We start from the raw sequence: 23,019 nt of genomic DNA, 5'->3' as shown, positions 1-23,019 counted from the left end.
CCTCGGAGTCAGATGGATGGATTGCTGCGGTCGTAGCGGGCCAACGCCCGCCGGTAGACATCGCGGTAGCAGGCCACGCTGGCTGCCCAGGTCCGCTCTACCTCGACAAAACGGCGTGCCTGCATACGAACTTGCGACCACAGCGAGCGCCTGACCAAGATATCTTCGATCGCTGCCGCGAGAGCGGCAGGGTCGCCGGCACGGAAGAGGAATCCGGTCTCGCCGTGGCGAATCAACTCGCGATGCCCGCCGACATCGGAGGCCACCAGCATCCTTCCCTGTGCCATCGCCTCGAGTGGCTTGAGCGGCGTTACCAGTTCGGTCAGCCGGATGGGCAGGCGCGGATAGGCGAGTACGTCGATCAGTTCGTAATAGCGTTGTACGTCTGCGTGTGGAACACGGCCGGTGAAGATGACGCGATCCTGCATACCGGCAGCCGCCGCCTGGGCCTTGAGATTGCTTTCCTGCGGCCCGCCGCCGACCAGCAACAGACGTAGCCGTGGATGCCGGGGCAGCATTTGCCGGGCTGCCTCGATCAGGAGGTCAAGGCCTTCATAGCCGTAGAACGATCCGGCGAAACCGACGACGGTCGCACCCTCTAGCCCGAGCGATCGGCGAAGATCAGCGTCCGGCTCGGCGCCGAACTTGAACAGGCTCACGTCTACCGCGTTCCGAATGACGGTGATACGCTCCGGCCGGACGCCGCGGACGGCAATGTCGGCGCGAAGCCCGTCACAGATCGTCGTCACCTGGTCCGCCGCACGCAGTGCCACGCTCTCCAGCGCGCGTGATACACGGTAGCGGAGACTACCTTCTACCGTCGTGCCATGATCGACGGCCGCGTCCTCCCAAGAGGCACGCATCTCATAGACCACCGGCAAGCGCCGGCGGCGCCCGACCCACAGACTCGGCAACGCGTTGAGGACCGGCGAATGCGCATGAATGAGGTCCGGCTGCGTGTCGCGGATGACATCTTCCAGGCGAGCAGCGGTCAAGCGCATCTGGGCGAGCAGGCCTGTGCCTTCCGGACTCGGTGTGCGGTGGAAGAGCCAGCCATCGACCTCGTCCCGTAGCGCGGTCGCCACCCCCTGCTTTGGCGTCGTCAGATGTACCGTCTGCCAGCCAAGGGCGCGCTGCTCACGCAGGATCGCCAGCGTCCGAAAGCTGTAGCCGCTGTGCAGTGGTAGCGAGTGGTCAAGGACATGCAGAATGCGCAGGCTCATTTCGCTGCGGGCCAGTCGGTGATGATGGCGGGCTGGTTTATCGGCGCATCGAGAACATTGCGCAGGAACGCCTCAAACATCAGGAGGGTCCACAGCGGCGAACTGTAGTCGCGCGCACCCGACTGATGCGCATCAAGGAGGTGTCGCAGATAGTCCTGATTGAACCACCCCGTAGCTGCCAGACGCGGCCCAAGCACCGCCTCCCGGACACGTTCTCTGAGCGGACCGCGGAACCATCGGGCGAGCGGTACGGCGAAGCCCATCTTCGGGCGATACAGGATGTCGTTCGACAGGCTGGGCTCCATCGCCTTCTTCAACAGGAACTTGCCTTCCTGGCCATTCACCTTGAGTGAAGAGGGTAGCGTCGCCATCCATTCGACCAGTTCGTGGTCCATCAAGGGCTCGCGCACCTCCAGTGAGTGCGCCATGCTGGCGCGGTCAACCTTGGTATTGATATCGCCTACCAGGTAAGTCTTGAGATCGAGATACTGAATCAGCGCCAAGGGATCGTCGGTTGCCGCCCGCCCCGCGTGAAAGCGAAAGACCTCCTCGGCGCTGTATCCCGCGATCTCACTCCGGAACCGCGGGCTGAAGAGCTCGGTGCGCATCGGACCACGCAGGATGGAGACGGAATGGAAGTAAGCTTCCACCGATGTGCGTGCCATGCCTTCAAAGGTTGTCTTGGCGCGGAAAATGCGCGGCGCCCAGTCCGCTTTCGGATACACGCGGCCGAGCACGCCAAACACTCGCCGGCGGACGCTCTGCGGCAGCGCCGAGCGCATGCGCTCTTCCATCAGGTGCAGGCGGTAGCGACGATAGCCACCAAAGGTCTCGTCACCGCCATCGCCCGAGAGCGCGACCGTCACGTGTCTGCGCGCCAACTGGCACACCCGGTAGGTGGGAATGGCCGAGCTGTCGGCGTAGGGCTCATCGTAGAGCCTGGCCAGGGTGTCGATCAGGTCGAAGTCATCGCTGGCAACCAGGTCGCAGTGATGGTTGGTACGATAGCGGTCGGCAACCTTCTGAGCAAAACTGGCTTCGTTGAAAGCGGGATCGTCGAAGGCGATCGAACAGGTGTTTACCGGGTCGGCCGAGAGACCGGCCATCAGTGCGACGACGGCACTCGAGTCGACACCGCCGGACAGAAAAGCCCCGAGGGGTACTTCCGAAATCATGCGCAGGCGAATCGACTCGGTCAGCTTGTCGTTGAGTTGAGCACAGGCCTCCTCGACAGTGCACGCACTGCCCAGACTGAAGCGAACGTCCCAATACTCCTTGGGCTCCCCGACCGGCTCGCCGCGCCGCAGGGTCAGCGTGTGGGCAGGTGGCAGCTTCTTCGCCTGCCGAAAGATCGTTCGCGGTTCGGCCACGTAACCCAGAGCAAAGTACTCTTCGACGGCCAGCGGATCAATGTCGCGCACCAGCCCACCGTGGGCGAGCAGAGACTTGAGTTCCGAGCCAAAGACGAAGAAACCATCGGCCAGGAGGGCGTAGTAGAGCGGCTTGACGGCAAGCCGATCACGCGCGAGAAACAGCGTGTCGCGGTTGCGGTCCCAGAGGGCAAAGGCGAACATGCCGCGAAAACGGCGAACGCATGCCTCACCCCAGGCCTCCCAGGCGTGCACGATGACCTCCGTGTCACTGCGGGTATGAAAGATGTGGCCGAGCGCCTGCAACTCGGGAATCAGTTCCTGATAGTTGTAGATCTCGCCGTTGAAAACCACGCAGACGGTCTGATCCTCGTTGTAGAGCGGCTGCTGGCCAGTCGACAGGTCGATGATTGACAGCCTTCGGTGCCCCAGGCCGACACCTGCTTCCAGATGAAGACCGCCTTCATCGGGGCCACGATGGTGCTGCGATTCGTTCATGCGCGTGAGCACTGCACGATCTATCTCACGTCGGCCACGAGTGTCGAAAATTCCGGTAATGCCGCACATGGTTGCTGCCCGTCTTCTTGTAGTCTGTTGAAAGTCGACGACTAGATGGAAACATCAGCCGCCCGAATGTTGGCGATGGTCAAACCCAAGCGTGGCATTGACCGAGCCAGGGTGACTGCGCACTACCCAGCCGCCGATAGCTGATCGCAGAATTCCTCATACACGGCTTGGTAAGCGGCCAGCATCGTCGCCAGGCTGAAGTGTCGGACAGCCAGTTCCCGCGCGTTCTCGCCGTGCATCCGCAGCAGTGCCCGGTCGCCGATATACTCGGTCAACAACCGGGTCAGTGCTGCAACGTCACCCGGCACAAACAACCGGCCGTTGACACCCTCGGAAACCAGTTCGACGTTGCCGCCGGTCGCAGTTGCCACCAATGGCAGGCCCGTGGCCATGGCCTCCAGGAGTGTGTTCGAGATCCCCTCGGCCAGCGAAGGCAGGACAAAGATATCAAAGGCGCGTAGAAGCGCGTCGACGTGACTGACGTTTCCTGGAAACCACGTCAGCGCGGCTATGCCCAGTGCGTCGGCAAGCTGCATCAGCGCACCTCGCAAGGGCCCATCGCCGACTATCACCAGTCTGGTCGTCGTCGCCACTTCGCCACCGTTATGCACCAAGGCTGCAAACGCCCGGACTAACGTTTCCTGATCCTTTACTGCCTGTATCCGACCGACGGTAGCGACAACGATCGAATCCGGGGCGAGGAATCCGTCCGGAAAGAACTCGTGCGAGCGCATCGATGGCGGCGAGAAACGCACCGTATCGACACCATTCACGATCCTGGTCACCCGTGCCGAGGGAATGCGTACCCGTTGCACCAGATAGTTCCTCAAATCGCTCGACACCGTGATGTAGCGGTCGACCAGCGGCGAGTGCAGCCGCCGAAGCACGGCCGGCTTGATCCTTTGTCCGTTGAGGTCGCTGACATCCCAGCCGTGCTCGCCGTGGATACAGTGTGGGACCCCGGCAAGTCGGGCCGGCAACAGGGCATCTAAACCGGACTGGTTGCGCGAATGCACAATGGTTGGCTTCATCTGACGGCACAGGCGGTAAAGCCCTTGCCTGAGCCGCCAGATCCCGGTGCGCGAGCGGTGAAAGGCCACGACCGGCGTATCTGCGCGAGTCAAGCGCAGGCGGAAATCCGAAAAATCCTCGACGCACGCCACCGCGTGCCGGAAGCGTGATTCTGGCAGATGGTTGATTAGGTTGACCAAGCCGTTCTCCATTCCTCCCGTAACCAAGTGATGGATGACATGCAGGATAAGGGGTCGGACCTCGTGACTCATACGAGTCCAACGCACTCGAACAGAAACGCCTGGTCCGAGAATGCCCAGTTGATACCGCGGCGGAGGACATTGAATCGCTCCACACCACGAAGGTTGGTCCCTCCATACGCGGCAAGGCAGCCCGAATAGCCTGCGCGCTTGACCATCTCGAGACGCTCCGGGGTCATGTGCTGCTTGCCGCCGTAGGGATACGCAAAAATGCACTCCTTCACCCCCAATTCACGCCGCAGATCAGCCAGCGACCGATCGAGTTCATCGCTGACCACATCCACGGGCTCCAACGCGCAGTCGATGTGATTGACCGTATGCGAGCCGATGGTAAACCCCGCGGAATGCATCTCTCTCAGATGCTCCCACTGCATCATCGGAATGACCGGATTGCCGCGACGTATGTCGTGAGGGAAGCGATTGTTGCTGTTGACGATGCCGGTCGACACGAAAAAGGCAGCAGGTATTTCGTGCCGCAGGAGGCTGGGTACGGCGTTGATGTAGTTGTCGAGGTAGCCATCGTCGAAGGTCACGCAGACAAGGGGTCTTGACGATCGTTCAATGGTCTGGGAAGCGAGCACCTCTTCGATCGAAAGCACACGGCAATGCCGCCGCAACAGGGCCATCTGCCGCTCGAATTGTTCAGTTCCGACGGTAAGGTTATCGCGGACGGCATCGCTGACCCGATGGTACAGCAGCACGGTGATTCTTGGTCCCACGAGTGCGTGCACCCCGGCGCGCCAGATCAGGCGGGAGCCAATACTCAGTACCGACTTCGCAACACGCCTAGCAAGCGCCGCGCGCTCCGGCTGCAGCGCGAGAAGCTTGTCGTTCAAGGCGGCCATCTGCGCCAACGTGGGCTTGCGATAAGTCCGGCCACCTGGGCGCTGTGGTGTCGCGGGACGCATTCCCTTGAAGATCTCGCCGATTACGTGCCGCATCAGTTCGACCCCGATCTCATCGAGACGTAACTGCAACCCTCGGAAGGTCGAGTACTTCTCGCGCTCGACAACCGTCTCGGCCGCCACCTCGCCCGTATCGAGCCGGTCGTCCACCCAATGCACCGTGCACCCGACTGACTCTTCGTCATTCCACAGTTCCCAGAATGCAGGCGGCATCCCCCGGTAGTCCGGCACCTTGCCCTTGTGCAAGTTGACTGTACCCACGGCCGGAATGGCGAAGAGCTCGCGCCGAAGAATCGGGGCGGCAAGCGACAGGCCGACGTGCGGCTGGAAGGCACGCACGTCGTCAATCGTTTCCCTCGCGTGAATGTCCACAACCTTGAGCACACGCAGGTTGGGACGGGCTGCCAAGGCCGCCATCGAGAATTCGGCACCCGGGCCGCAACTCTCGCCCGCGTGCGTAGAAGGCGTAAAGACCCGTTGCCACAGATCAGCCAACTGGTATGGAATCCAGCGCCAGCCGTTGCGGCGCATGTTTCGCCACTGGTTACGCAATAGCTGAGCAGGCGTCCTGCGTGGCGAGTGCAAGACTACGAGCCACGACAGGCCCGGGATCGACCGGTCAATCTCGACAATGCCTTTCCGCACAGAAAAAGCCAAGTTGCCAGTAAAGACAACTATCCTTCTATTCATCGCAGGTACTGCCTCCGCTGCATTCCTTGGCACGGTGAGAACCCGGCTCCTCGACGAGCACATTCCTCAGGGACAAGCCCGGGAATCGAGGTCGCGAAGCGCCAACGGCTCCCCGAGAGGGCAGCAGTGTCGGAGAGACAAAGACTGACAACCGCCCGGCAAGAGAATCATCCACTACACGGCGCGCCTGTGCCATGTCATTCGTCACGAACGAGCGTCTTCGAATGGATCCACCTCGCTGGCGAGGCCTCGGCGCTGCCAGGACCAGAACCGCCGTTCGCAGCTAACGACCTGCCAGAGCGAATCACCTCCCCAGTCATCGGCCCGCCATCGTCTGCCGCAGTGAAGTGTCGATCGCCGGCCCCGCCGCACGGACAAAGTCCTCGAGCACGGCCCCCCCTTCCCGCGCTTGGTTCTGCGCTATGTGGAGAATGATCACTGCCGAATCGTCGCCCTTGCCCGTCAACCGCGACAGCGCTGTGTACACCTTGGCCACGAAGTCGCTGGACGTCCACTGTCCGTTGACCCAGTACCACTGCCAGACGACCAGCCGCCCACCATCAAGCGCACGCAACTCGGCCTCGCGTATCCTGACTACCTGCTGGTTGAACTCGAGGTCGCGCGTCCCAGCAGCCGTTCTTGTCCACACGGGGTCGTCGTTGCTGACCAGAACGTTCGCCGAACTGACCAGTTTGTGCTGCTGATCCTGGTTGCGGTAATAGGCAAGAAACACTCCGACCACACGCCCATCGCGCTCAAAGGCTTCCTGGCGACTGGCCGCCGGGTTCTCGAACTTTGGCCGCCAATCATCGTTGCCGCCGGGGACTGTCTGCCAGCCGTGGATCGGTCCGAGCGGGGCAAGCTGGCTGACGGGCGGAGCCACATGATGCTCGAGCTGCCACTGGGCCAGCGGCCAGACGGCCGCCACGAGGACCGTCGCCACCGCCGCACCCAGGGAGTACGACCGGGCCGCGACCCCAGTCGTCGGCTGCGGTGTTGGCGCCGCTGCCGGCAGTTCGTCCTCGCGCCAGCGCGCACCAATCCAGAACATCGCCATGATCACGATGCCGAAGAAGACCCAGCCATAGACCAGATGGTCAACGCCGACGGCCAGCTTGTTCCCCGACAGGTGACCGAGCATGACGATCATGTAGGCGCGCGCCCAGTTGGCGACGATCGGCACAGCGACGGAAACACAGATGAAGATCGCTCGCCGGCGCGCCGAGTGATAGGTGAGATAGGCAAAGAGGGTTCCGACCGTTACCGAAGCGATGAGATAACGAACACCACTGCACGCCTCGACCACCGACCAGCTGCCAGTGGGAATCACGAAGCGCAGGCCTTCGGCGTGCACGGGTATGCCGGAAAGCCGCAAGCCGAGGATGGTGACCTGCGCCGTCCAGTCCATCAGCTTGGGCATTGCAAAGTCGCCGAAGGGAACGGCAAAGAACAGGAAGAGCAGCGGAAAGGTGACCGCTCGCGCAACCTCCCAGCCGAGCACCGCAGGCACCGCCAGAACCAGCATGAAGGTCAGGGCGAACTGCGAGACTACATTGGCTGCCGAGAGCTCGCCGAGAAGCCAGGCGCAGCCGGCACCGGCAAACAGGGCGACCGCCAGATAGCTGTGTCCGGGCGCCAGGACGGCGATGCTGGAACGTTTCCGCCAGATCAGCCACAAGGCAATCGGCGGGACAATGAAGCCGTGCGCATAGGTGTCCGAACGCAGCCAGATAGCGGCCATCGCCAGGACGGTTTCACGACAAAGCACCAGGATCAGTACCAAGGTGCATACCAGGGCCGGCAAAGCCACTCGCCACCCCGGATGCGTGGCAGACGATGTCGGTCTCGGTGCTGACGTATTCATGGTGTCGCTTTCAGCAGGGAAGTGCAATCGGAGGTCATCGATTCGGCACGATCACCGTGGCAACAAACTACCACCGCCGGGGTCAGGCCAGATTGCGTACGATGAAGGGCCCGAGCCAATTGGCCAGTCCGACCGGCAGCCTCCGCCAGGTGTCGATCAGCAGACGGTACTTGGCGTTCGCCGGATTGTTCTGCGGCACGGAATCGCGCCGGTAAAGGCAGTACTCGTAGAACAGGGGCTGCGGCTCGAAGCCCCAGTTCTTCTTGAAGGCATAGGAACCGGTGCCCTGCTTGCTGCGGCCATAATCGAAAACCTTCAGCCCGCGCTCGCAGGAACGGCGCATCAGCTCCCAGTACTTGAAATCGTTTGCCGCGAGTTCACGGGCCGAGATTTCGTCGCCTGCGTAATAGGGCAGGACTTCGTCGCGAAAATAGAAGCTGAGGACGCTGCTCAACGGACGCCCGCTTCCCTCGACGACGGTAAGGATCTCGCAATCGGCGCCGAACACCTGCTGCAGCGCCTCGAAGTAGCGTCTGGAAAAGGCAGGCGTTCCGTGGCGATGAACGTTGTCGGCATAGAGGGCGAAGAAGCGCCGGCAATCACTATCGATCTCGCTGCTCAAGCCGTTCTTGATGCCCTTGCGGACCATCGCACGTTGCTTCCGCGGAATCGCCTGCATGTTGGCTTCGACATCCGGTGCAAGGTCTTTGCGAAACCTGACATAGAGATCCTGTAGCGGCCACTCGGCGTGGCGTCGCCGGACGTTGCGCAGCTCCAGGTGGGCGACTCCCAGTTGCCTGGCGAGGGCCTGCGCCTCCCGTTCCAGCGCCTCCACCGCCGCCGCGCTGGCTGCTGCCACGCCGCCATAGACGGCGAACGGCAACGAGGTCAGCGAGTTTCCGAACAGGAGACTCTTCACTTGCGCCAGCGGCAGAACACCCTCGATAAGGCCGGCGCGCTCCGCATAGAGGAAGTAGGTGCGATGACGAAAGACCTCGCTGACAATCCTCTGCCATCCGGCCTTGTGGAAGAAGCTGGCTTCCGGGCACGCGTCAACAAAAGCATCCCAACGTGCCACCGCAACGCGGTCGTCAGAACTCAGGTGGCGGATGGCCAGTGGCGCACTCGCCGCCGTCAGCCCGACAGCATCTTCGCCGGTCGTTCTCATACGCTCCCCACCGGCACCTGGGCATGATCAACAAGAAACACTTCGTCCATTCGGCCCCACTTGAAGTCCGCGAGCAATCGCCGGAGTCGGCCTTCGGTGTGCTGCAGGTTGACGTAATGGCGAAAGCGCGTCTTGGCACTGATGCCGGGAATCCGCGGCTGTCCGGCGTCGATCTCCCAGGGATGGAAATAGAAGATCGCCGCCTGCCGATCCAGTTCATTGACTTTTTGCAGCAGCCACCGCGACAGTGGATACGGCAGCAGCCGGAAGTAGCCGCCACCGCTGGCCGGCCAGTTGCGGTTGAAGAAGCGAGCCGTGGTCACCGGCAGTTCGAGCAGGCCGGAGCGCACCCGGTGCGCGAAACGCGGTGCGTCCGGCATGCCGTAGTGATCATGGCGGATGGGGTAAATGCTCGAACTGTAGCGATAACCCGCTCGCTCCAGGCAATCGAAGGCCCACAGATTGCCCGCACCGATCGAGAAACTCGGTGCCCGGTAGCCCTTGACTTCATGGCCGGAGATGTCTTCGAGCATTTTCTTCGCGCGCCCGACGTCAGCGGAGAAATCCGCAGCATTCAGATCGCTCGCGCGCTCGTGGCCGTAGCCGTGACTGGCCACTTCATGACCGCCGTGAACGATACGGCGCACGAGATGTGGGTAACGCTCGGCGATCCAGCCAAGCGTGAAGAACGTCGCCCTCGTCTGCCGCTCATCGAGCATTTGGAGAATCCGGTCGACATTTCGCTCGACCCGGCACTCGCGACTATCCCATTGATCGCGCGGGATATAGGGAGCAAGCGCGGAGACCTGGAAGTAGTCTTCGACGTCGATCGTCAGTGCATTGGTGATCGGCTGTCTGGGCATTTCTCGCGTCACTCGTCAAATTCTTGGCAACGCTGGGCATGGCGAGCAAGCAGCCACTGCGACAGGTCAGCGGCGATTCTCTCTGCTGCCCGACCATCCCAGAACTCCGGGATCCGACCCGTCTTGCCGGCGCCACTCAGGATCTCGTCGACGCCTTTGCGGATAGCATGCGGATCGCGGCCGACCAGAGTATTGGTTCCCTGATCAACGGTGATCGGCCGTTCCGTGTTTTCACGCATCGTCAGACAGGGAACTCCAAGGGCCGTGGTTTCTTCCTGCAAGCCGCCGGAATCAGAGAGCACGAGTCTCGCCCCCGTCAGCAGTCCGAGCATTTCCAGATAGCCCTGCGGAGGCAGCAGGACGATCCGATCGCTGGTCAGCAGGTCAAGCAGAGCGAAGCGCTCGATGTTCGCACGCGTGCGCGGATGCAGGGCGAAAACCAGCGGAATCCGTTCGGACACCTCGCGAAGAACGGACAGCAGCGGCTCGAGCCGGTCCAGTCGATCGACATTGGATGGACGATGCAGCGTCACCACCCCGTAGCCGCAGGGCTCGTCGAGAACCTCCGGGGCGACGCCGGCCATCAGCAGCACCTGCGCTGCGGGATGGGCATGCTCTCGATTCGACAGCAAGGAGTCAATCATGACATTGCCGACGAAGTGTACACGCTCCTCGGCAACGCCCTCGCGCATCAGATTGAGGTGGGCGCTGCGCTCGGTGGTGTACAGCCGATCGGCGATCTGGTCGGTGAGCACTCGGTTGATTTCCTCCGGCATGGCGCGATCGTAACTGCGCAGGCCGGCTTCGACATGCACTACGGGAACATCCTTCTTGGCGCAGACCAGAGCACACGCCAAGGTCGAATTGACGTCCCCGACGACCATAACGCAGGAGGGTTTGTGCGTGTCGAGAACCGGCTCGAAGCGGCGCATCACCTCGGCCGTCTGCACCGCGTGAGTTGCTGAACCTACCTCGAGGTTCAGGTCGGGATGTGGCAGGCGCAAATCAGCGAACAAGCGATCGTTCATGTCCCGGTCGTAATGCTGACCGGTATGAACAAGCAATGTCGGTATCGCTGGCAAGTGGGCGGCAAAAGCGCGCAGGATGGGCGCCATTTTCATGAAATTCGGCCGCGCGCCGACAACACAGACCACCGGGCCCAGATCAGCGGGCCATGCCTCGTTAGCCAAGACGACTTTCCTTTACTGTTTTGCGCGAACCGCATCCACCAGCTGCTGAAGCAGCGAAAGAACGGCTGCATTGTTTCGTTCGAGGCGGAACATGCTGCGCTCGATGCGTATCATCCGCTGCTCCGCCTGACCGTTCCTGAGGTCGGCAATCACGCGTGACGCCTGATCGGCAGTGCTCGGGTCCATCGCCAGCCGGGAAAGGTCAATATCCAGAACGCCGCTATCCGTGAGTTGCGGGTTCGTGGCTGGATCGCCGTCGCCGGTCTTGTTCGTCGCCTGCGAAGAGGAAGGTTGCGTCTCCTCCCTGATCTCCCTGGCAACCTCTTCCACGTCGACCCGCGCGAAGTCGGTCTTTCCAGTCAGGAAGCCCGACAAGAGAAGGCGATCGCAATGCGAGTTGATTCGCCGGGGCACCCCACCGCTGGCCTCGAAGATCGCCTCGAAGGCTCCGGCATCAAAGCGCGGCATACCCTGCGACCCGGCGCACTTCAGTCGGTGCTCGATGTAGGCCTGCGTTTCGTCCTGATCCATCGGCCCGATATGGCAAGCGGCAATCACCCGCTGACGCAATTGCTGCATCTGCGGACTCTGCATGATCTTGCGGAATTCCGGCTGACCAATCAGGAAACTTTGCAGCAGCGCCTGGGTACCAAACTGGAAATTCGACAGCATGCGTAGTTCTTCAACCGCACGCGCCGTCAGATTCTGCGCCTCGTCGACAATCAACAGACAGCGCTTGCCCTGGCGGGTGACATCGACCAGGAAAGCCTCGAGCGCGAGCAGCAGTTCGGACTTGCCCACATTCTTGGTGCCGACGCCAAAAGCCGCGGCAACCATGCGCAGGGTATCCTCGGCATCCAGTTGGGTGGTCACCAGTTGGGCGGCCACCACTTTCTCGTGATCGAGATCCTTCAACAGGCCTCGTACGATCGTCGTCTTCCCTGCGCCAACCTCCCCAGTGACGACAATGAATCCCTCGTTCTGATTCAAGCCATACTCTAGGTACGCCATCGCCCGCCGGTGCTGTTTGCTGGCGAAATAGAAAGAGGGGTCGGGATTAAGCTGAAAGGGCTTGCTGGTCAAGCCATAGAAGGACTCGTACATGAGCACCGATCAGAAACTGTGCGACAGCCCGCCGGTCAGCGCGCTTTCGCTGTAGCTGGTCACGCCATCGGAAATCACCCGACGAACTGTCATATTGGCGTTGGTCTTGGGTGAGACACGACTGGTAAGCAACAGGTACGCGCCTTGCGTCTTGGTATCCGGTGAACCTGCGGTAAAGCCGACGGATTGCTGCTGGTTGAGCGACAAGGAGAGGGAGGAAAAACCCGTCAGCTGATGTCCCCAGACGACGCCAAATCCTCGCTGCCGAATCCGGTTGTTCAGAGAAAAATCATCGGTCAAGCCGCTGACCACACCGAGCGGCTGTTGCTCGTTCTCCGTCGCGGTCAAGGTCACGGTGTTGCGAACGCCGAGCAAAGCCAGCGATATTTGCTGGTATTCCTGCAGCGTGGGACGGTTCGCCAGGAAACCATTGACTACCGACCCATCCGCTGGCACTCCTCGGTCTTGCAGAACCTGAGTGACCTGCGCCCGGATCGCATCCGGAGACAGTCCCGGGTTGCTGGCGGCGATAATCGAGTAGTACGCGTCGTAGTTGCTGCCCTGCCCGGTATTGCCTACGCCTTGCGGCTGATACGACACATTCCGGCTGGCCGTGTAGGTCACCAGCGAGCGCGGCATGCGGTGGCTGAAGCCCACCTGGTAGCCGTTGCCAAAGAAACGCCGGGTGGCCGTCGCTTCCAGCTTGGTGCGCGGGCTCGGCGTCCACAGCAAACCAAAGCCCGAATCGCCATGGGTCTCGTCCTGCAGGCTGACCAGATTGGTCGTCTCCCGCCCGCCAATAAGCGACACCTGTAACTGCGGGTTGAAACGGTACGCCAGGGTCGCGCCATAGCGCGTGTCATTGCGGTCCCTGCCCACGTCATAGTCCGTGTTCACTTTGCTGGCATCCAGCGACCAAGTGACGGCACTGAAGCGAGTCAGGCCATTGATCCTGCCGACCCACTGGTTGGTCGTGAAGTCGGACGCCAGGTTCGACTTGGAGGACGTGGTGGACGCCGTGTAGCGGAGAAAATACTCGGTGGATGTCAGGAACCTGCCCTTGACGTACGGGGAGATCGAGTAGTTCGACGTCTCAGTCCGGTTGTTATCGACGTTGGCCGTACTCGGCGCCACCTTGCCGAACGCTGAAAGGTATTGCTGCGAGATGGTCCCCGTAGCGTCGATGAACAGCCAGTCCTCGAGCGCCTCAAGCGTTCCCGTCGCCGTCAGCGCATTCTGACGGTTGTTCGACGCGGACTCGTGCGCATAGAGGTACTGTGTCAGGCCGTAGTTCAGTCGCAGACTGGCGCGCGCGCCTTTGCCGTCGATCGAAATACCGGGGGTCACCGCGGTAACCAGATCGCTCGTCGGGTCCGTCGACGACAGGAAGACGTTGTTGGTGAGCGTCTCGTTAACCGCGATGACCGGCGTGATCTGCCATTTCTCTGCGTGCGCAGGAATCGCCAGGCACATCAAGGCGCAACCGAACCACGAGACAGACACCTCAAGTCGTCGGCGATCGCCCCTGCCTACGCCACCACTCCGCGCGTCGCTCGCCACTCTCATCCAGCGGCGCCCAGCGCCTCTGGCGCAACGCAGGCGCTCAAGCGCCATCTGACGAACCATAGCCATACCCGTAACCATAGCCATACCCGTAACCATAGCCGTAGCCATAGCCATCCTGGGTACTCGAACGCGCCTGATTGAGCAGCATCATCTTTACGGGGCAGGATTCGATGGCGGCAAGCGCATGCTTGACGTCGCCACGCGCCGTGCTTTCGGCCTTCACCACGACCACCACCTGTCCCATGTGCGTCGCCAGCACCCGAGACTCAGTCGTCATCAATAGCGGCGGCGAGTCGAAAATGATGATCCGATCCGGATAGCGAGTCGCCATCTCGTCGAGCAGGGCGATCATGGCGTCGCTGGCGAGGAGTTCAGTCGCCCGCGCGTGCTGCGTACCACTGGGCAACAGGCTGAGCTTTTCGACATTGGTACGCATCAGTACCTGTGAGAAATCCACGGAGTCGTCGATCAGCACGTCGAGGAGGCCCCGCGCCGGCGGCAACCCAAGCATCTTGAGCACCGAGGGTTTCGGTACATCCGCGTCCACCAGCATCACCGTATTGTCCAGTTCCATGGCAATGCTCATGGCGAGATTGATCGCCGTGAAACTCTTGCCCTCGCCGGAAAGTGCGCTGGTCACCATGATCAGATTCCCGCGCCTGATCGGTGCCGCCCCCTTGCCCATCGCATTGGCGATCAGCGGCCGCTTGATCACGCGATACTGATCGGCGATCTGCGACCGCGGCGCGTCCGGGGTGATCAGACCACCCACCGCGAGCGCAGTCATGTCAAGCTCGATGCGCCGGGATACTGCCGGCTCTGCCGCCGGCAGGTCGACCAGGAGCTTGGCAGCGACGGGATCCCCGGCATCCGGAGTCGGCGTCGTGCGGGTAGCGGCATCGGCCGCCAGGACGGCGAGTGGTGGCGCCGCGTCGGCAACCGACCCCGAGACTTCCACGCCGGCCTTGCGCAGTTGTTCCAGACGCTTCGCCGCTTGTTCAATGAGGCTCATCGTTTTTCCTCAGGCAGTACGGACGGAAAGTAGAAACAAAGCGAGAAGCCCTGCACCATAGACCGCGACGAGCGAGCCGCAAGCCGCTGAAAACCGCAGCAGATCCTTTCTCTCACGGCGCTTAGTTGTATCGTCCATGAGCAGGGACACCGTCCCCAGAAGGGGCAAGCCACAGCTATCCCGGAGCGAACGCGAGTCGAAGAACACGGGGCGAATCTGACTGGCGGCAAACGTCACGGCCACGCCCGCCGCCAAGGCAAGTAGCAGTGTCAGCGGCAGGAAGAGCGTGCGATTGGGTGCTACCGGCTTCGGCGAAACCCGCGGCGGATCAATCAGCCGGAAATCCACCCCGGCGGTGGTGTCCATCTCGCTCCCCATGCTCGCCGACTCGCGCCGCTGGACCAGCTGTTCGTAGTTCTTCTTGTTGATGTCGTAATCGCGATTGAGCTGCGCAAACTCGGCCTCGATTTGTGGCACCAAGGTGACCTCCCCTTTCATCCGGTCGTAACGAGCCTGATACTCGGCAACGCGGGTTTGCAGAGCAGCAACTCTCGCCTCGGTCTCGGATAGCGAGATCTTGAGTTGCTGCTGAACGGGATTGACCGTGGTCGAGGACGTGGGGTTGGTGGCAGCTGCCTTCCGCCGGGCGGCGATCTCTTCCCGCTTCTTGTCCTCGAGTTCCTTGATCAGACGGCGAGTGCTGACGATGTCGGGATGCTTTTCGGTGAACCGCTGTAACATGGCATCCATATTGCGCTGCAAGGCATCTATCCGGCTGTCGATTTCGGGAACCGAGACGCCGGCGATCTCCTCCTGGCCCGCACCGGGCAAGAGCGACGGCTCATCGCCGCCGACAAGCTGGCGCCTGAGCGAATCGCGCGAGTGCTCCGCCTCGCGCAATTCGAGACGGCTCTGTTCAAGCAGGCCGGCGACTTGACTCATCCGGGCAAAATGGTCCTTTCCTTCGGAACTCTGCGAGGCGAGATTACGCAACTTGAATTCCTTGAGCCGAGCCTCGGCTTCCTCGAGCTTCTTCTCGTAGGCCTTGATCTGTTCGTCGAGGAACTTGCGGGCCGACTCCGAATCCTTGCGCGCATCTCCGAGGTTGGATTCGACGAAGATCGACACCAGAGACTGAACCACGCGTTTTGCATGGTCAGGCTGGGTGTCCCGATAGGTGATCGTGTAAATGTTGTCCCGCGTCGTGTTCTGGATCTTGAGCGAAGTCATCAGCGTTTCGACCAAGGTCTCCCGATCGGCCTTGGACGTGATCTTGAGGTCCAGATCGGCCATCCGGATAAGCTTCTCCACGTTCGGTCTGGTAATCAGGGTCCGGCTCAGCATCATCACCTGCTGATCGACGTTGGGCTGAGTGACCAGACCACTCATCAGTGGCCTGAGAATCGACTGGGTATCGACGAAAACACGCGCCGACGCCTCATACTTGTCGGGTATGGCGAGAACCGCCGCGACGCTGGCCAGGCCGACTACCCAGGCAACTATGATCCCCAGCCAGCGACGTTTCCACATTCCGCGCAGGATCGTTGTTGCTTGTCGAAGCAGTTCATCCATCGGATTCAGACTCTCTCGGGATCGGTTTCAGGAGCGCCGTGCACAGTGCAACAGCCATGCACGGGAGCAGGGCAAGCAGGCAGAACACCCATCAGAACCAGCTTTGCGGGATAATCAGGACGTCGCCGGGTTTGACATCCACGTTGGCCGACACATCACCGCGGCGAATCAGGTCGCTCAGGCGCACGCCATACTGCTTGTTGCCCTCGGCAGCACGCAGCAAAGTGGCCCCGTTGCCATCGGCAAAATCGGTCAGCCCTCCAACCGCGATCATTACGTCAAGCAGCGTCATGTTCTGCGAGTAGGGCAATGCCTGCGGCTTCGAAGCTTCGCCGACGACGCGGATCTGCTCGCTGTAGGTCCCTCTGAAGGCAGTCACGATCACCGTCACCACCGGATCGCGGATGAAGGTGCCGAGCGCTTTTTCCATGTCTCGGGCGAGCGCCGTCGGCGTCTTGCCCATCGCCGGCATATCCTCGATCAAAGGTCCGGCAATCAGCCCATCGGGCCGCACAGGCACGTTCATCGACAACTCCGGGTTGCGCCAGACGAGAATATTGACACTATCGCCCGGTCCGATGATGTACCGATAATCCGGCGACGCAGCGGAAACTGGTGCCGGCGGATGCGATGCGCATCCGAGCACAAGCACCCCAAGGGTGCCGACGACAAGCCAGTTGAACGCGGCGCCGAATGCATCATGCAGGCGTGTAAGCATAACTCTCTCCTATTTTGGTCACCAGCTTGGGCACGGTTTGCAGCCAACTCCCGCAGGCTATTGCCCTAGCGGGTATCGTGCGGCGCGCCACAGTATAGTGGAATTGTCCCGCCCCACGAAAGGGCTTCCATTGCCCCCACCGGCGATGCGTGCCTTGCGACAGCGGCACGATACTCGGCAAGGACGCCTAGGACGGCCGGCTCGCCACCCAAGGCACTCACCTCCGCCAGGCGCCCTACCAAGCAGTCGTCACCAGGAAACCGTCCTCGAACGTCGATAGGATACGTCGTTCCCAGCCAGGGGCACGACAAAAACCGCACACTTCACCCCCTTTCGCGGGTTCGATGCGGCAAAACAACACCAACACCGGAAGCTCCAACAGACATGATTTAACGGCAGCGAGCCGTCGTGTCCGCTTGTTTGTCTCCTCCCGCTCGCCCTCAGCCCTGCGTTACGTGCATGGCCCTTGCGCCATACGCCGCCTTGGCGCAGCATGACGGCCGTCGATCGATTCCCCCCATGGCCTTGCGCCAAGACCCGCTGCACTTACCCAGCCAACGAAACCGATCGTTGGCGCCCCGACGAGGCCCGCCGATGGACCCACCGGTGATCACCGAGCAGGAGTTTTCCCTCTTTCAGCGCCTGATCCATGAGATCGCAGGCATCAGCCTGGCCGACACCAAGAAGGTGCTTCTCGTCGGCCGTCTGCAGCGCCGCCTCCGCGAACACCGGCTCGGTAGCTTCGGCGACTATTACCGCCTGGTCTCAAGCGGGCAACACCCAGGCGAGTTGCAGACGATGGTTGATCTCCTGACCACCAACGAGACCTACTTCTTTCGAGAAAGTCGACATTTCGACTTCTTGCGTGACGAGATCCTCGGCAAACGCCGCGAGGGCAAGAACTTTCGCATCTGGAGTGCGGCGAGTTCGAGCGGCGAGGAGGCGTACAGCATGGCCATGGTCCTTGCCGAGACGCTGCCGAGCAACGTCACGTGGGAGGTGTTCGGTTCCGACATCAGCACGCAGGTGCTCGCCAAAGCACGCACCGGTCACTACCCGATCGACCGCAACGAAGGGATTCCGGACGCTTGCATGCGCAAGTACTGTGTCAGGGAAACGGGCGAGCATCGGGGGAGTTTCCTTATCGCACCCGCCATACGCCAGCATGTTCGTTTCGCGCAGGTCAACCTGACCCGCCCACTCACATCTCAGATCGGCTCGTTCGACGTCATCTTTCTGCGCAACGTGATGATCTACTTCGACACGGAAACCAAGCGCAAGGTGGTCGCGAATCTCATTCCCCGGTTGCTTTCTGGCGGCTACTTCATCGTCGGCCATTCCGAATCGCTGAACGGCATAACCGATCGGCTGTCGTCTGTGCGACCAACGATCTATCGCAAGCCCTGAGCAACTCCGGCCAGGCTGGAGCTGGCTCACGGTAGAATCATTGCGTGTTTGCGCGTCGCCGCCGAACCCGACCGGCGATCGCTTGTCCAAGAGCATTGAAAAACAACAGGGGGAACAATCATGTCATTCCACGATCGCCTTTTCGTGAGCGCTTGTCTTGCTGTCGGCCTTCTCGCCGCCGGTTGCAGCAGTACGGAGGAAAAACCCACCGTGGCAGCGCCGGCACCAGCACCGCTGGTTGCCCTTCCGTACGATCAGGCTGTGCGCAAAGCCGCACAGGACTTGCTGGCGAACGCCAACCTGGCGAAGGATCAAAAGTACAGCATGGTCGTCGATCCGCTGGTGGACGGAAACAGCGGCATGCAGACCGAAGCGACGGTGGCGATGGAGCAGTCGGTCGTTCAACTGGTGAAAGAGAACTATCAGCAGGTCGATGTCAAACCCTTCAGCAGCGACGTCGTCTCTGCCCTTCCCTTGCTGATGGTCGGTACCTTCACGCCGATCAACCTGCAGGGCAAGGCGGACGGCGAACGCGATGCCTATCGCATCTGCTTCGCGCTTGCCGACCTGAAGACCGGAAAGATCATCAGCAAAGGCCTGGCGCGCTCGCTACCCGACGGTTTCGATCCGACGCCGCTGCCGCTCTTCCGCGAAATGCCGGTCTGGGCCAAGGATACGGCTGTCGAGGGATACGTGAAGACCTGTCAGGGAACCAAGGCCGGCGACCCGATCAATCCAGCCTATATCGACGCCGTGCTCGCCGCATCGACGATCAGCGAAGCTCAAAAAGCTTACCAGGCGAAGAACTACAAGGACTCCCTGGCCCTTTACCAGTCGGTCCTCAAGAATCCGGCAGGCAATCAGGCGCGCGTCTATGCCGGAATCTATCTCGACAATCAGAAACTGGGTCGCAAGAAGCCCGCCATGCAGGCCTTCGGCCAACTGGTGGAAATGGGCCTGGCGAGCGACCGACTGGCCGTTCGCTTCGACTTCAAACCCGGGGCGACGGCTTTCAGCCAGGAGCAGCAACCTTATGCGCTTTGGTTGTCGGAGATCGCCAAGCAGTCCTTGCGTCAGACATCCTGCATCGAGGTTGCCGGACACACCAGACGCAGCACCTCGGAGCAGATGGACGAGCGCCTGTCGCTGCAGCGCGCCGAGTTTATCCGGCAGAAGCTGGTGGCGACAACGCCAACGCTGGCCAAGCGCACGTCCGCGAAGGGTTATGGTTCGCAACGCGCCGTCGTGGGTACGGGCAAGGGTAACGAGTCCGACGCGCTCGACCAGCGCATCGAGTTCAAGAAGGTTTCCTGCTGACCCTCTCGCCGAGGCCGGCCAGCGTGCTGCGAAACAAGTGGACGTGGCGCGACTGCGGCTGGGCAGTCGCCTGCTGGCTGCTAAGCGGCCTGCTGGCTGTCGGTCCGGCGACCGCTCGGGGAGTTGAAGCCACGCCCAGCCTGCGCATCGAAACCGGCAGCCATGTGGCGCCGATTCGTGCCGCAGGCATGGACCGTGACGGTCGCTACGCCGTCACCGCGTCCGAAGACAAGACCGCCCGCATCTGGGATGCCGCCAGCGGCTCGCTCCTGGCGGTTTTCCGACCACCTTCCGGTGCGGGCAACGACGGCAAGCTGTATGCGGTGGCGATGGCTCCCGACGGTGCGCTTGTTGCGGCGGCAGGTTGGTCGGCGAGCAATGACCTGTATCTGGTCCGCCGCCATGACGGCCAGATCATCCACCGCATAACCGCCCTTCCCGATGTGGTGACGCATCTCTCGTTTTCTCCCGACGGCAGAACGCTCGTCGTCGGACTGTGGGGTAGGCAGGGCGTACGCGTCTTCCTCGGGGCCGAGGGCTGGACGGGCGCGCGCGAACTGCAGGGGGACGCGGACTACTCGAACGAGGTGAATGCGACAGCCTGGTCGCCTGACGGCAAGAACGTCGTGGTCAGCAGCGCGGACGGCTTCGTGCGCGCCTACGAGGTCACAGCGAAAGGACTCAAGCTGCTGTCCCGGAGCACGCCGGCTGGAACCGGCATCCCTTTCGGCCTGGCTTTTTCACCCGATGGGCAGACCGTCGCCGTCGGCGCCTCGGACCAGGGAAACATCGTCCTGCTCGACGCCAAAACCCTGAAAACGCGCAAGGTTCTGTCTAGCACCAAGGGGAGCCTGGCACGCAGCCTGAGTGTCGTCGCCTGGTCCGCGGACGGCAAGCGCCTGTACGCGGCCGGGAGCTGGGTCACCGACAAGGGACAATTTGCGATCCTGGCCTGGCCAGATACTGGCCAGGGCGAACCGGCAGTACTTCCGGTGGCGCGCAATACGATCACGGCGCTGCACGCCACCCGCGACGGCAGCCTGCTCTATGCGACCGCCGATCCTGCCTGGGGAGTGCTTGCCGCCAACGGTCAGCCGCTGTTTGCCGTCGGCAACAGCTTGCTCGACTTCCGCAACTTGCGCAGCCGCTTCCGCCTGGCGGCGGATGGGGGCGCACTGGCCTTCCAGGAAACCCGGCCCGGGAGTAGCGGCGATGCCTTCGACATTCGCCAGCTCGCCTGGACGAAACCGGGAAAGGACTGGCAGGCGCCGCGAACATCGGCAGCCAAGACCATGGTAGACAACTGGTTTGAACGCCAACAGCCGTCGATCAACGGCAAAGGGATTGGCCTGGACGCCAACGAGTGGTCCTTGTCGGCGAGCGTCGCGCGCGACGGCAGCCGTGTTGCCATCGCGACCAATTTCCAGATCCGTCTGTATGACCGCAACGGCCGTGAGTTGTGGCGGACCGCCGCGCCCGCCACGGTATGGCAGATCAACACCAGCGACGACGGACGCTGGGTGGTTGCCGCACTCAGCGATGGCACGCTGCGTTGGTATCGGCAACAGGACGGCAGCGAGCAACTCGTTTTCTTCCCGCAAGCGGATGGACGCCGCTGGGTGATGTGGACGCCGGGCGGCCATTTCGCCGCCAGCCCGGGAGGCGAAAACCTGATCGGCTGGCAAGTCGATCGCGGCCCGGCGCAGGCAGCGGATTTCTATCCGGTGTCGCGCTTCCGTGCCGAGTACTACCGACCGGAGCTGCTCAGTGAAGTGATCGGCAAGGGCAGTGGCAGCGCTGCGCTGGCCGCACTCCCGGCCGGCGCAACGGCCCCACCCGGTGGTCAGGCAATTCGCGAACGACTGCCGCCGACGGTTCGCATCGTCTCGCCCGATACGGTGGGCACGGCGGGCGGCAGCGAGATCAAAGTGCAGCTCGCCGTCCGTGCGCCGGCTGACGCGCCGGTGACGAGGCTGCGCGCGCGCGTGAACGGCCAACCCGTCGCCCTGCCGCCGCTTTCCGCGCTGCGGAGTTCCCGCTCGGACAGCAACGAAAGCATCTACGAGGTACCGCTTCCCGTGTCGGGGCTCGACGCGCAACTCCTCCTGTTCGCCGAGAACAAGCACGGTGTCTCGCCCGAGGCGACGCTGACGCTCAAGAAGCCGGCAACGGCCGCGGCCAAGGAGGCGGCGGCGAATGCGTCCAGCGGCGCGGTGCCACCGGCCGGCGCCGCCGGAGGGGTGGACCTGCGGCCGGCGCTCTACGTGCTCGCGGTCGGGGTCAGCAAGTACCAGGATCCGGCGATCCAGCTCGAGTTCGCCGCCAAGGACTCGACCGACCTGTCGAATTTCTTCAAGACCCAGGAAGGCGGCCTTTATCGCAAGGTCTCGGTGCGCCTGCTCACCGACAGCGGCGCCAGGCGCGACGACGTCCTTGACGGGCTCGAGTGGATCCGCCGGGAACTCACCGCGCGCGACGTCGCGATGGTCTTCATTGCCGGCCACGGCGTCAATGATGCTGACGGCACCTACTACTTCCTGCCGCAGGACGTCAACATCAAGGCCCTGAAACGCACCGGCGTGATCTTCAGCGAGATCCGCAACACGCTCGTCTCCCTGCCTGGCAAGGCGATGTTCTTCATCGACACCTGCCATGCGGGCAATGTGCTGGGCACCGGCACGCGCTCGCTCCGCCTCGATACCACCGCCGTCATCAATGAGTTGTCGAGTGCGGACAACGGCGTCATCGTTTTCGCCGCGGCTACCGGGCGCCAGTACGCCCAGGAATCCTCGGACTGGGGCAATGGCGCGTTTACCAAGGCCATCCTCGAGGGGCTGCGTGGAAAAGCCGACTACAACAAGTCTGGTCGCATCACGCACAAGATGTTGGATCTCTATGTCTCGGAACGTGTCAAGGCGCTCACCGAGGGCGCTCAATCGCCAGTGACCATCGTCCCCAGCGGCGTACCCGACTTCCCGCTCGTCCTCGGCCAACGCTAGGCGGCGAAGAAGCCCAGCGCGCCTTGCCAGACCAGGCTCGGCCGCTCGCGCCAGCCCCATCCGGGCCAGGCCAGCGCGGCTTGACTGTGCTGGCCAAGGACAGAGATACTCTGTTTCTTCTTTATCTGGGATTCTCGCTGCAGACCGTTTCGTTCGTATAATCCGCCGACTCTGAATCTTGCGCAGTCGCGTGATTGTCTAGATTGTCTACCA

Annotated in this window: 16 protein-coding genes; 3 read left to right on the top strand and 13 right to left on the bottom strand. The window is 62.1% G+C overall.

The features are described from left to right. Positions 1 to 8 precede the first annotated feature (8 nt). The 13 genes from CAP2UW1_RS07090 to CAP2UW1_RS07030 form a co-directional block, all read right to left on the bottom strand. Positions 9 to 1,223 (bottom strand): TIGR04063 family PEP-CTERM/XrtA system glycosyltransferase, encoded by a 1,215-nt coding sequence (locus CAP2UW1_RS07090; protein ID WP_015765976.1) that lies wholly within the window; start codon positions 1,221 to 1,223, stop codon positions 9 to 11. After that, a complete protein-coding gene (locus CAP2UW1_RS07085; RefSeq protein WP_015765975.1) occupies positions 1,220 to 3,160 on the bottom strand; it encodes an XrtA/PEP-CTERM system amidotransferase in 1,941 nt (646 codons plus the stop codon). Before CAP2UW1_RS07085 ends, CAP2UW1_RS07090 begins: the two co-directional genes overlap by 4 nt. A 122-nt stretch (positions 3,161 to 3,282) precedes the next feature. Beyond that, positions 3,283 to 4,443 carry a TIGR03088 family PEP-CTERM/XrtA system glycosyltransferase gene (locus tag CAP2UW1_RS07080; protein ID WP_015765974.1) on the bottom strand — a complete coding sequence of 387 codons (1,161 nt, stop codon included), beginning with the start codon at positions 4,441 to 4,443 and terminating at the stop codon, positions 3,283 to 3,285. Next, positions 4,440 to 5,867 (bottom strand): polysaccharide deacetylase family protein, encoded by a 1,428-nt coding sequence (locus CAP2UW1_RS23595; RefSeq protein WP_049778532.1) that lies wholly within the window; start codon positions 5,865 to 5,867, stop codon positions 4,440 to 4,442. The genes CAP2UW1_RS07080 and CAP2UW1_RS23595 overlap by 4 nt, the downstream gene beginning before the upstream one ends. Before the next feature lie 475 nt (positions 5,868 to 6,342). After that, entirely contained in the window at positions 6,343 to 7,836 is a 1,494-nt protein-coding gene (gene xrtA / locus CAP2UW1_RS07070; protein WP_015765972.1) for an exosortase A, read from the bottom strand. Between the two features lie 136 nt (positions 7,837 to 7,972). Continuing rightward, the gene (locus CAP2UW1_RS07065; RefSeq protein WP_015765971.1) at positions 7,973 to 9,058 is read right to left on the bottom strand and encodes a FemAB family XrtA/PEP-CTERM system-associated protein; all 1,086 of its coding nucleotides are present in this window, start codon (positions 9,056 to 9,058) and stop codon (positions 7,973 to 7,975) included. Further along, positions 9,055 to 9,921 (bottom strand): XrtA system polysaccharide deacetylase, encoded by an 867-nt coding sequence (locus tag CAP2UW1_RS07060; protein ID WP_015765970.1) that lies wholly within the window; start codon positions 9,919 to 9,921, stop codon positions 9,055 to 9,057. Before CAP2UW1_RS07060 ends, CAP2UW1_RS07065 begins: the two co-directional genes overlap by 4 nt. An 8-nt stretch (positions 9,922 to 9,929) precedes the next feature. After that, complete coding sequence (gene wecB / locus CAP2UW1_RS07055; protein WP_199931671.1) at positions 9,930 to 11,042, bottom strand: non-hydrolyzing UDP-N-acetylglucosamine 2-epimerase; 1,113 nt, start codon at positions 11,040 to 11,042, stop codon at positions 9,930 to 9,932. Between the two features lie 81 nt (positions 11,043 to 11,123). Continuing rightward, positions 11,124 to 12,215, bottom strand: coding sequence for an XrtA/PEP-CTERM system-associated ATPase (locus CAP2UW1_RS07050; protein WP_015765968.1), 1,092 nt, complete (start codon positions 12,213 to 12,215; stop codon positions 11,124 to 11,126). Between the two features lie 9 nt (positions 12,216 to 12,224). Continuing rightward, positions 12,225 to 13,718, bottom strand: a complete 1,494-nt coding sequence (locus CAP2UW1_RS07045) for a TIGR03016 family PEP-CTERM system-associated outer membrane protein (protein ID WP_199931591.1) — start codon at positions 13,716 to 13,718, stop codon at positions 12,225 to 12,227. Between the two features lie 100 nt (positions 13,719 to 13,818). After that, positions 13,819 to 14,793: an XrtA-associated tyrosine autokinase gene (locus CAP2UW1_RS07040; RefSeq protein WP_015765966.1), complete on the bottom strand. Its 975-nt coding sequence runs from the start codon at positions 14,791 to 14,793 to the stop codon at positions 13,819 to 13,821. A gap of 9 nt (positions 14,794 to 14,802) precedes the next feature. Beyond that, the gene (locus CAP2UW1_RS07035; protein ID WP_015765965.1) at positions 14,803 to 16,365 is read right to left on the bottom strand and encodes an XrtA system polysaccharide chain length determinant; all 1,563 of its coding nucleotides are present in this window, start codon (positions 16,363 to 16,365) and stop codon (positions 14,803 to 14,805) included. A 91-nt stretch (positions 16,366 to 16,456) separates the two neighbouring features. Next, positions 16,457 to 17,083, bottom strand: coding sequence for an XrtA/PEP-CTERM system exopolysaccharide export protein (locus tag CAP2UW1_RS07030; RefSeq protein ID WP_015765964.1), 627 nt, complete (start codon positions 17,081 to 17,083; stop codon positions 16,457 to 16,459). A 594-nt stretch (positions 17,084 to 17,677) separates the two neighbouring features. Here CAP2UW1_RS07030 and CAP2UW1_RS07025 point away from each other — a divergent pair. The 3 genes from CAP2UW1_RS07025 to CAP2UW1_RS07015 all read left to right on the top strand — a co-directional run bounded on the left by CAP2UW1_RS07025 (position 17,678) and on the right by CAP2UW1_RS07015 (position 22,806). Beyond that, a complete protein-coding gene (locus tag CAP2UW1_RS07025; protein WP_015765963.1) occupies positions 17,678 to 18,490 on the top strand; it encodes a CheR family methyltransferase in 813 nt (270 codons plus the stop codon). A gap of 120 nt (positions 18,491 to 18,610) precedes the next feature. Beyond that, positions 18,611 to 19,807, top strand: a complete 1,197-nt coding sequence (locus CAP2UW1_RS07020) for an OmpA family protein (RefSeq protein WP_015765962.1) — start codon at positions 18,611 to 18,613, stop codon at positions 19,805 to 19,807. A 23-nt stretch (positions 19,808 to 19,830) separates the two neighbouring features. Then, entirely contained in the window at positions 19,831 to 22,806 is a 2,976-nt protein-coding gene (locus CAP2UW1_RS07015; RefSeq protein ID WP_015765961.1) for a caspase family protein, read from the top strand. The last annotated feature ends 213 nt before the right edge of the window (positions 22,807 to 23,019 follow it).

This window comes from Candidatus Accumulibacter phosphatis, from assembly GCF_000024165.1.
Taxonomy (GTDB): Bacteria; Pseudomonadota; Gammaproteobacteria; order Burkholderiales; family Rhodocyclaceae; genus Accumulibacter; species Accumulibacter phosphatis.
This window is presented reverse-complemented; position numbering and strand designations above follow the sequence as displayed.

What these genes read in the sequence shown, in the direction of transcription:
- CAP2UW1_RS07090 (WP_015765976.1), bottom strand. Translation starts at nt 1,223, where the DNA reads ATGAGCCTGCGCATTCTGCATGTCCTTGACCACTCGCTACCACTGCAC.
- CAP2UW1_RS07085 (WP_015765975.1), bottom strand. Translation starts at nt 3,160, where the DNA reads ATGTGCGGCATTACCGGAATTTTCGACACTCGTGGCCGACGTGAGATA.
- CAP2UW1_RS07080 (WP_015765974.1), bottom strand. Translation starts at nt 4,443, where the DNA reads ATGAGTCACGAGGTCCGACCCCTTATCCTGCATGTCATCCATCACTTG.
- CAP2UW1_RS23595 (WP_049778532.1), bottom strand. Translation starts at nt 5,867, where the DNA reads ATGCGCCGCAACGGCTGGCGCTGGATTCCATACCAGTTGGCTGATCTG.
- CAP2UW1_RS07065 (WP_015765971.1), bottom strand. Translation starts at nt 9,058, where the DNA reads ATGAGAACGACCGGCGAAGATGCTGTCGGGCTGACGGCGGCGAGTGCG.
- CAP2UW1_RS07060 (WP_015765970.1), bottom strand. Translation starts at nt 9,921, where the DNA reads ATGCCCAGACAGCCGATCACCAATGCACTGACGATCGACGTCGAAGAC.
- wecB (WP_199931671.1), bottom strand. Translation starts at nt 11,042, where the DNA reads ATGAAAATGGCGCCCATCCTGCGCGCTTTTGCCGCCCACTTGCCAGCG.
- CAP2UW1_RS07050 (WP_015765968.1), bottom strand. Translation starts at nt 12,215, where the DNA reads ATGTACGAGTCCTTCTATGGCTTGACCAGCAAGCCCTTTCAGCTTAAT.
- CAP2UW1_RS07040 (WP_015765966.1), bottom strand. Translation starts at nt 14,793, where the DNA reads ATGAGCCTCATTGAACAAGCGGCGAAGCGTCTGGAACAACTGCGCAAG.
- CAP2UW1_RS07035 (WP_015765965.1), bottom strand. Translation starts at nt 16,365, where the DNA reads ATGGATGAACTGCTTCGACAAGCAACAACGATCCTGCGCGGAATGTGG.
- CAP2UW1_RS07030 (WP_015765964.1), bottom strand. Translation starts at nt 17,083, where the DNA reads ATGCTTACACGCCTGCATGATGCATTCGGCGCCGCGTTCAACTGGCTT.
- CAP2UW1_RS07025 (WP_015765963.1), top strand. Translation starts at nt 17,678, where the DNA reads ATGGACCCACCGGTGATCACCGAGCAGGAGTTTTCCCTCTTTCAGCGC.
- CAP2UW1_RS07020 (WP_015765962.1), top strand. Translation starts at nt 18,611, where the DNA reads ATGTCATTCCACGATCGCCTTTTCGTGAGCGCTTGTCTTGCTGTCGGC.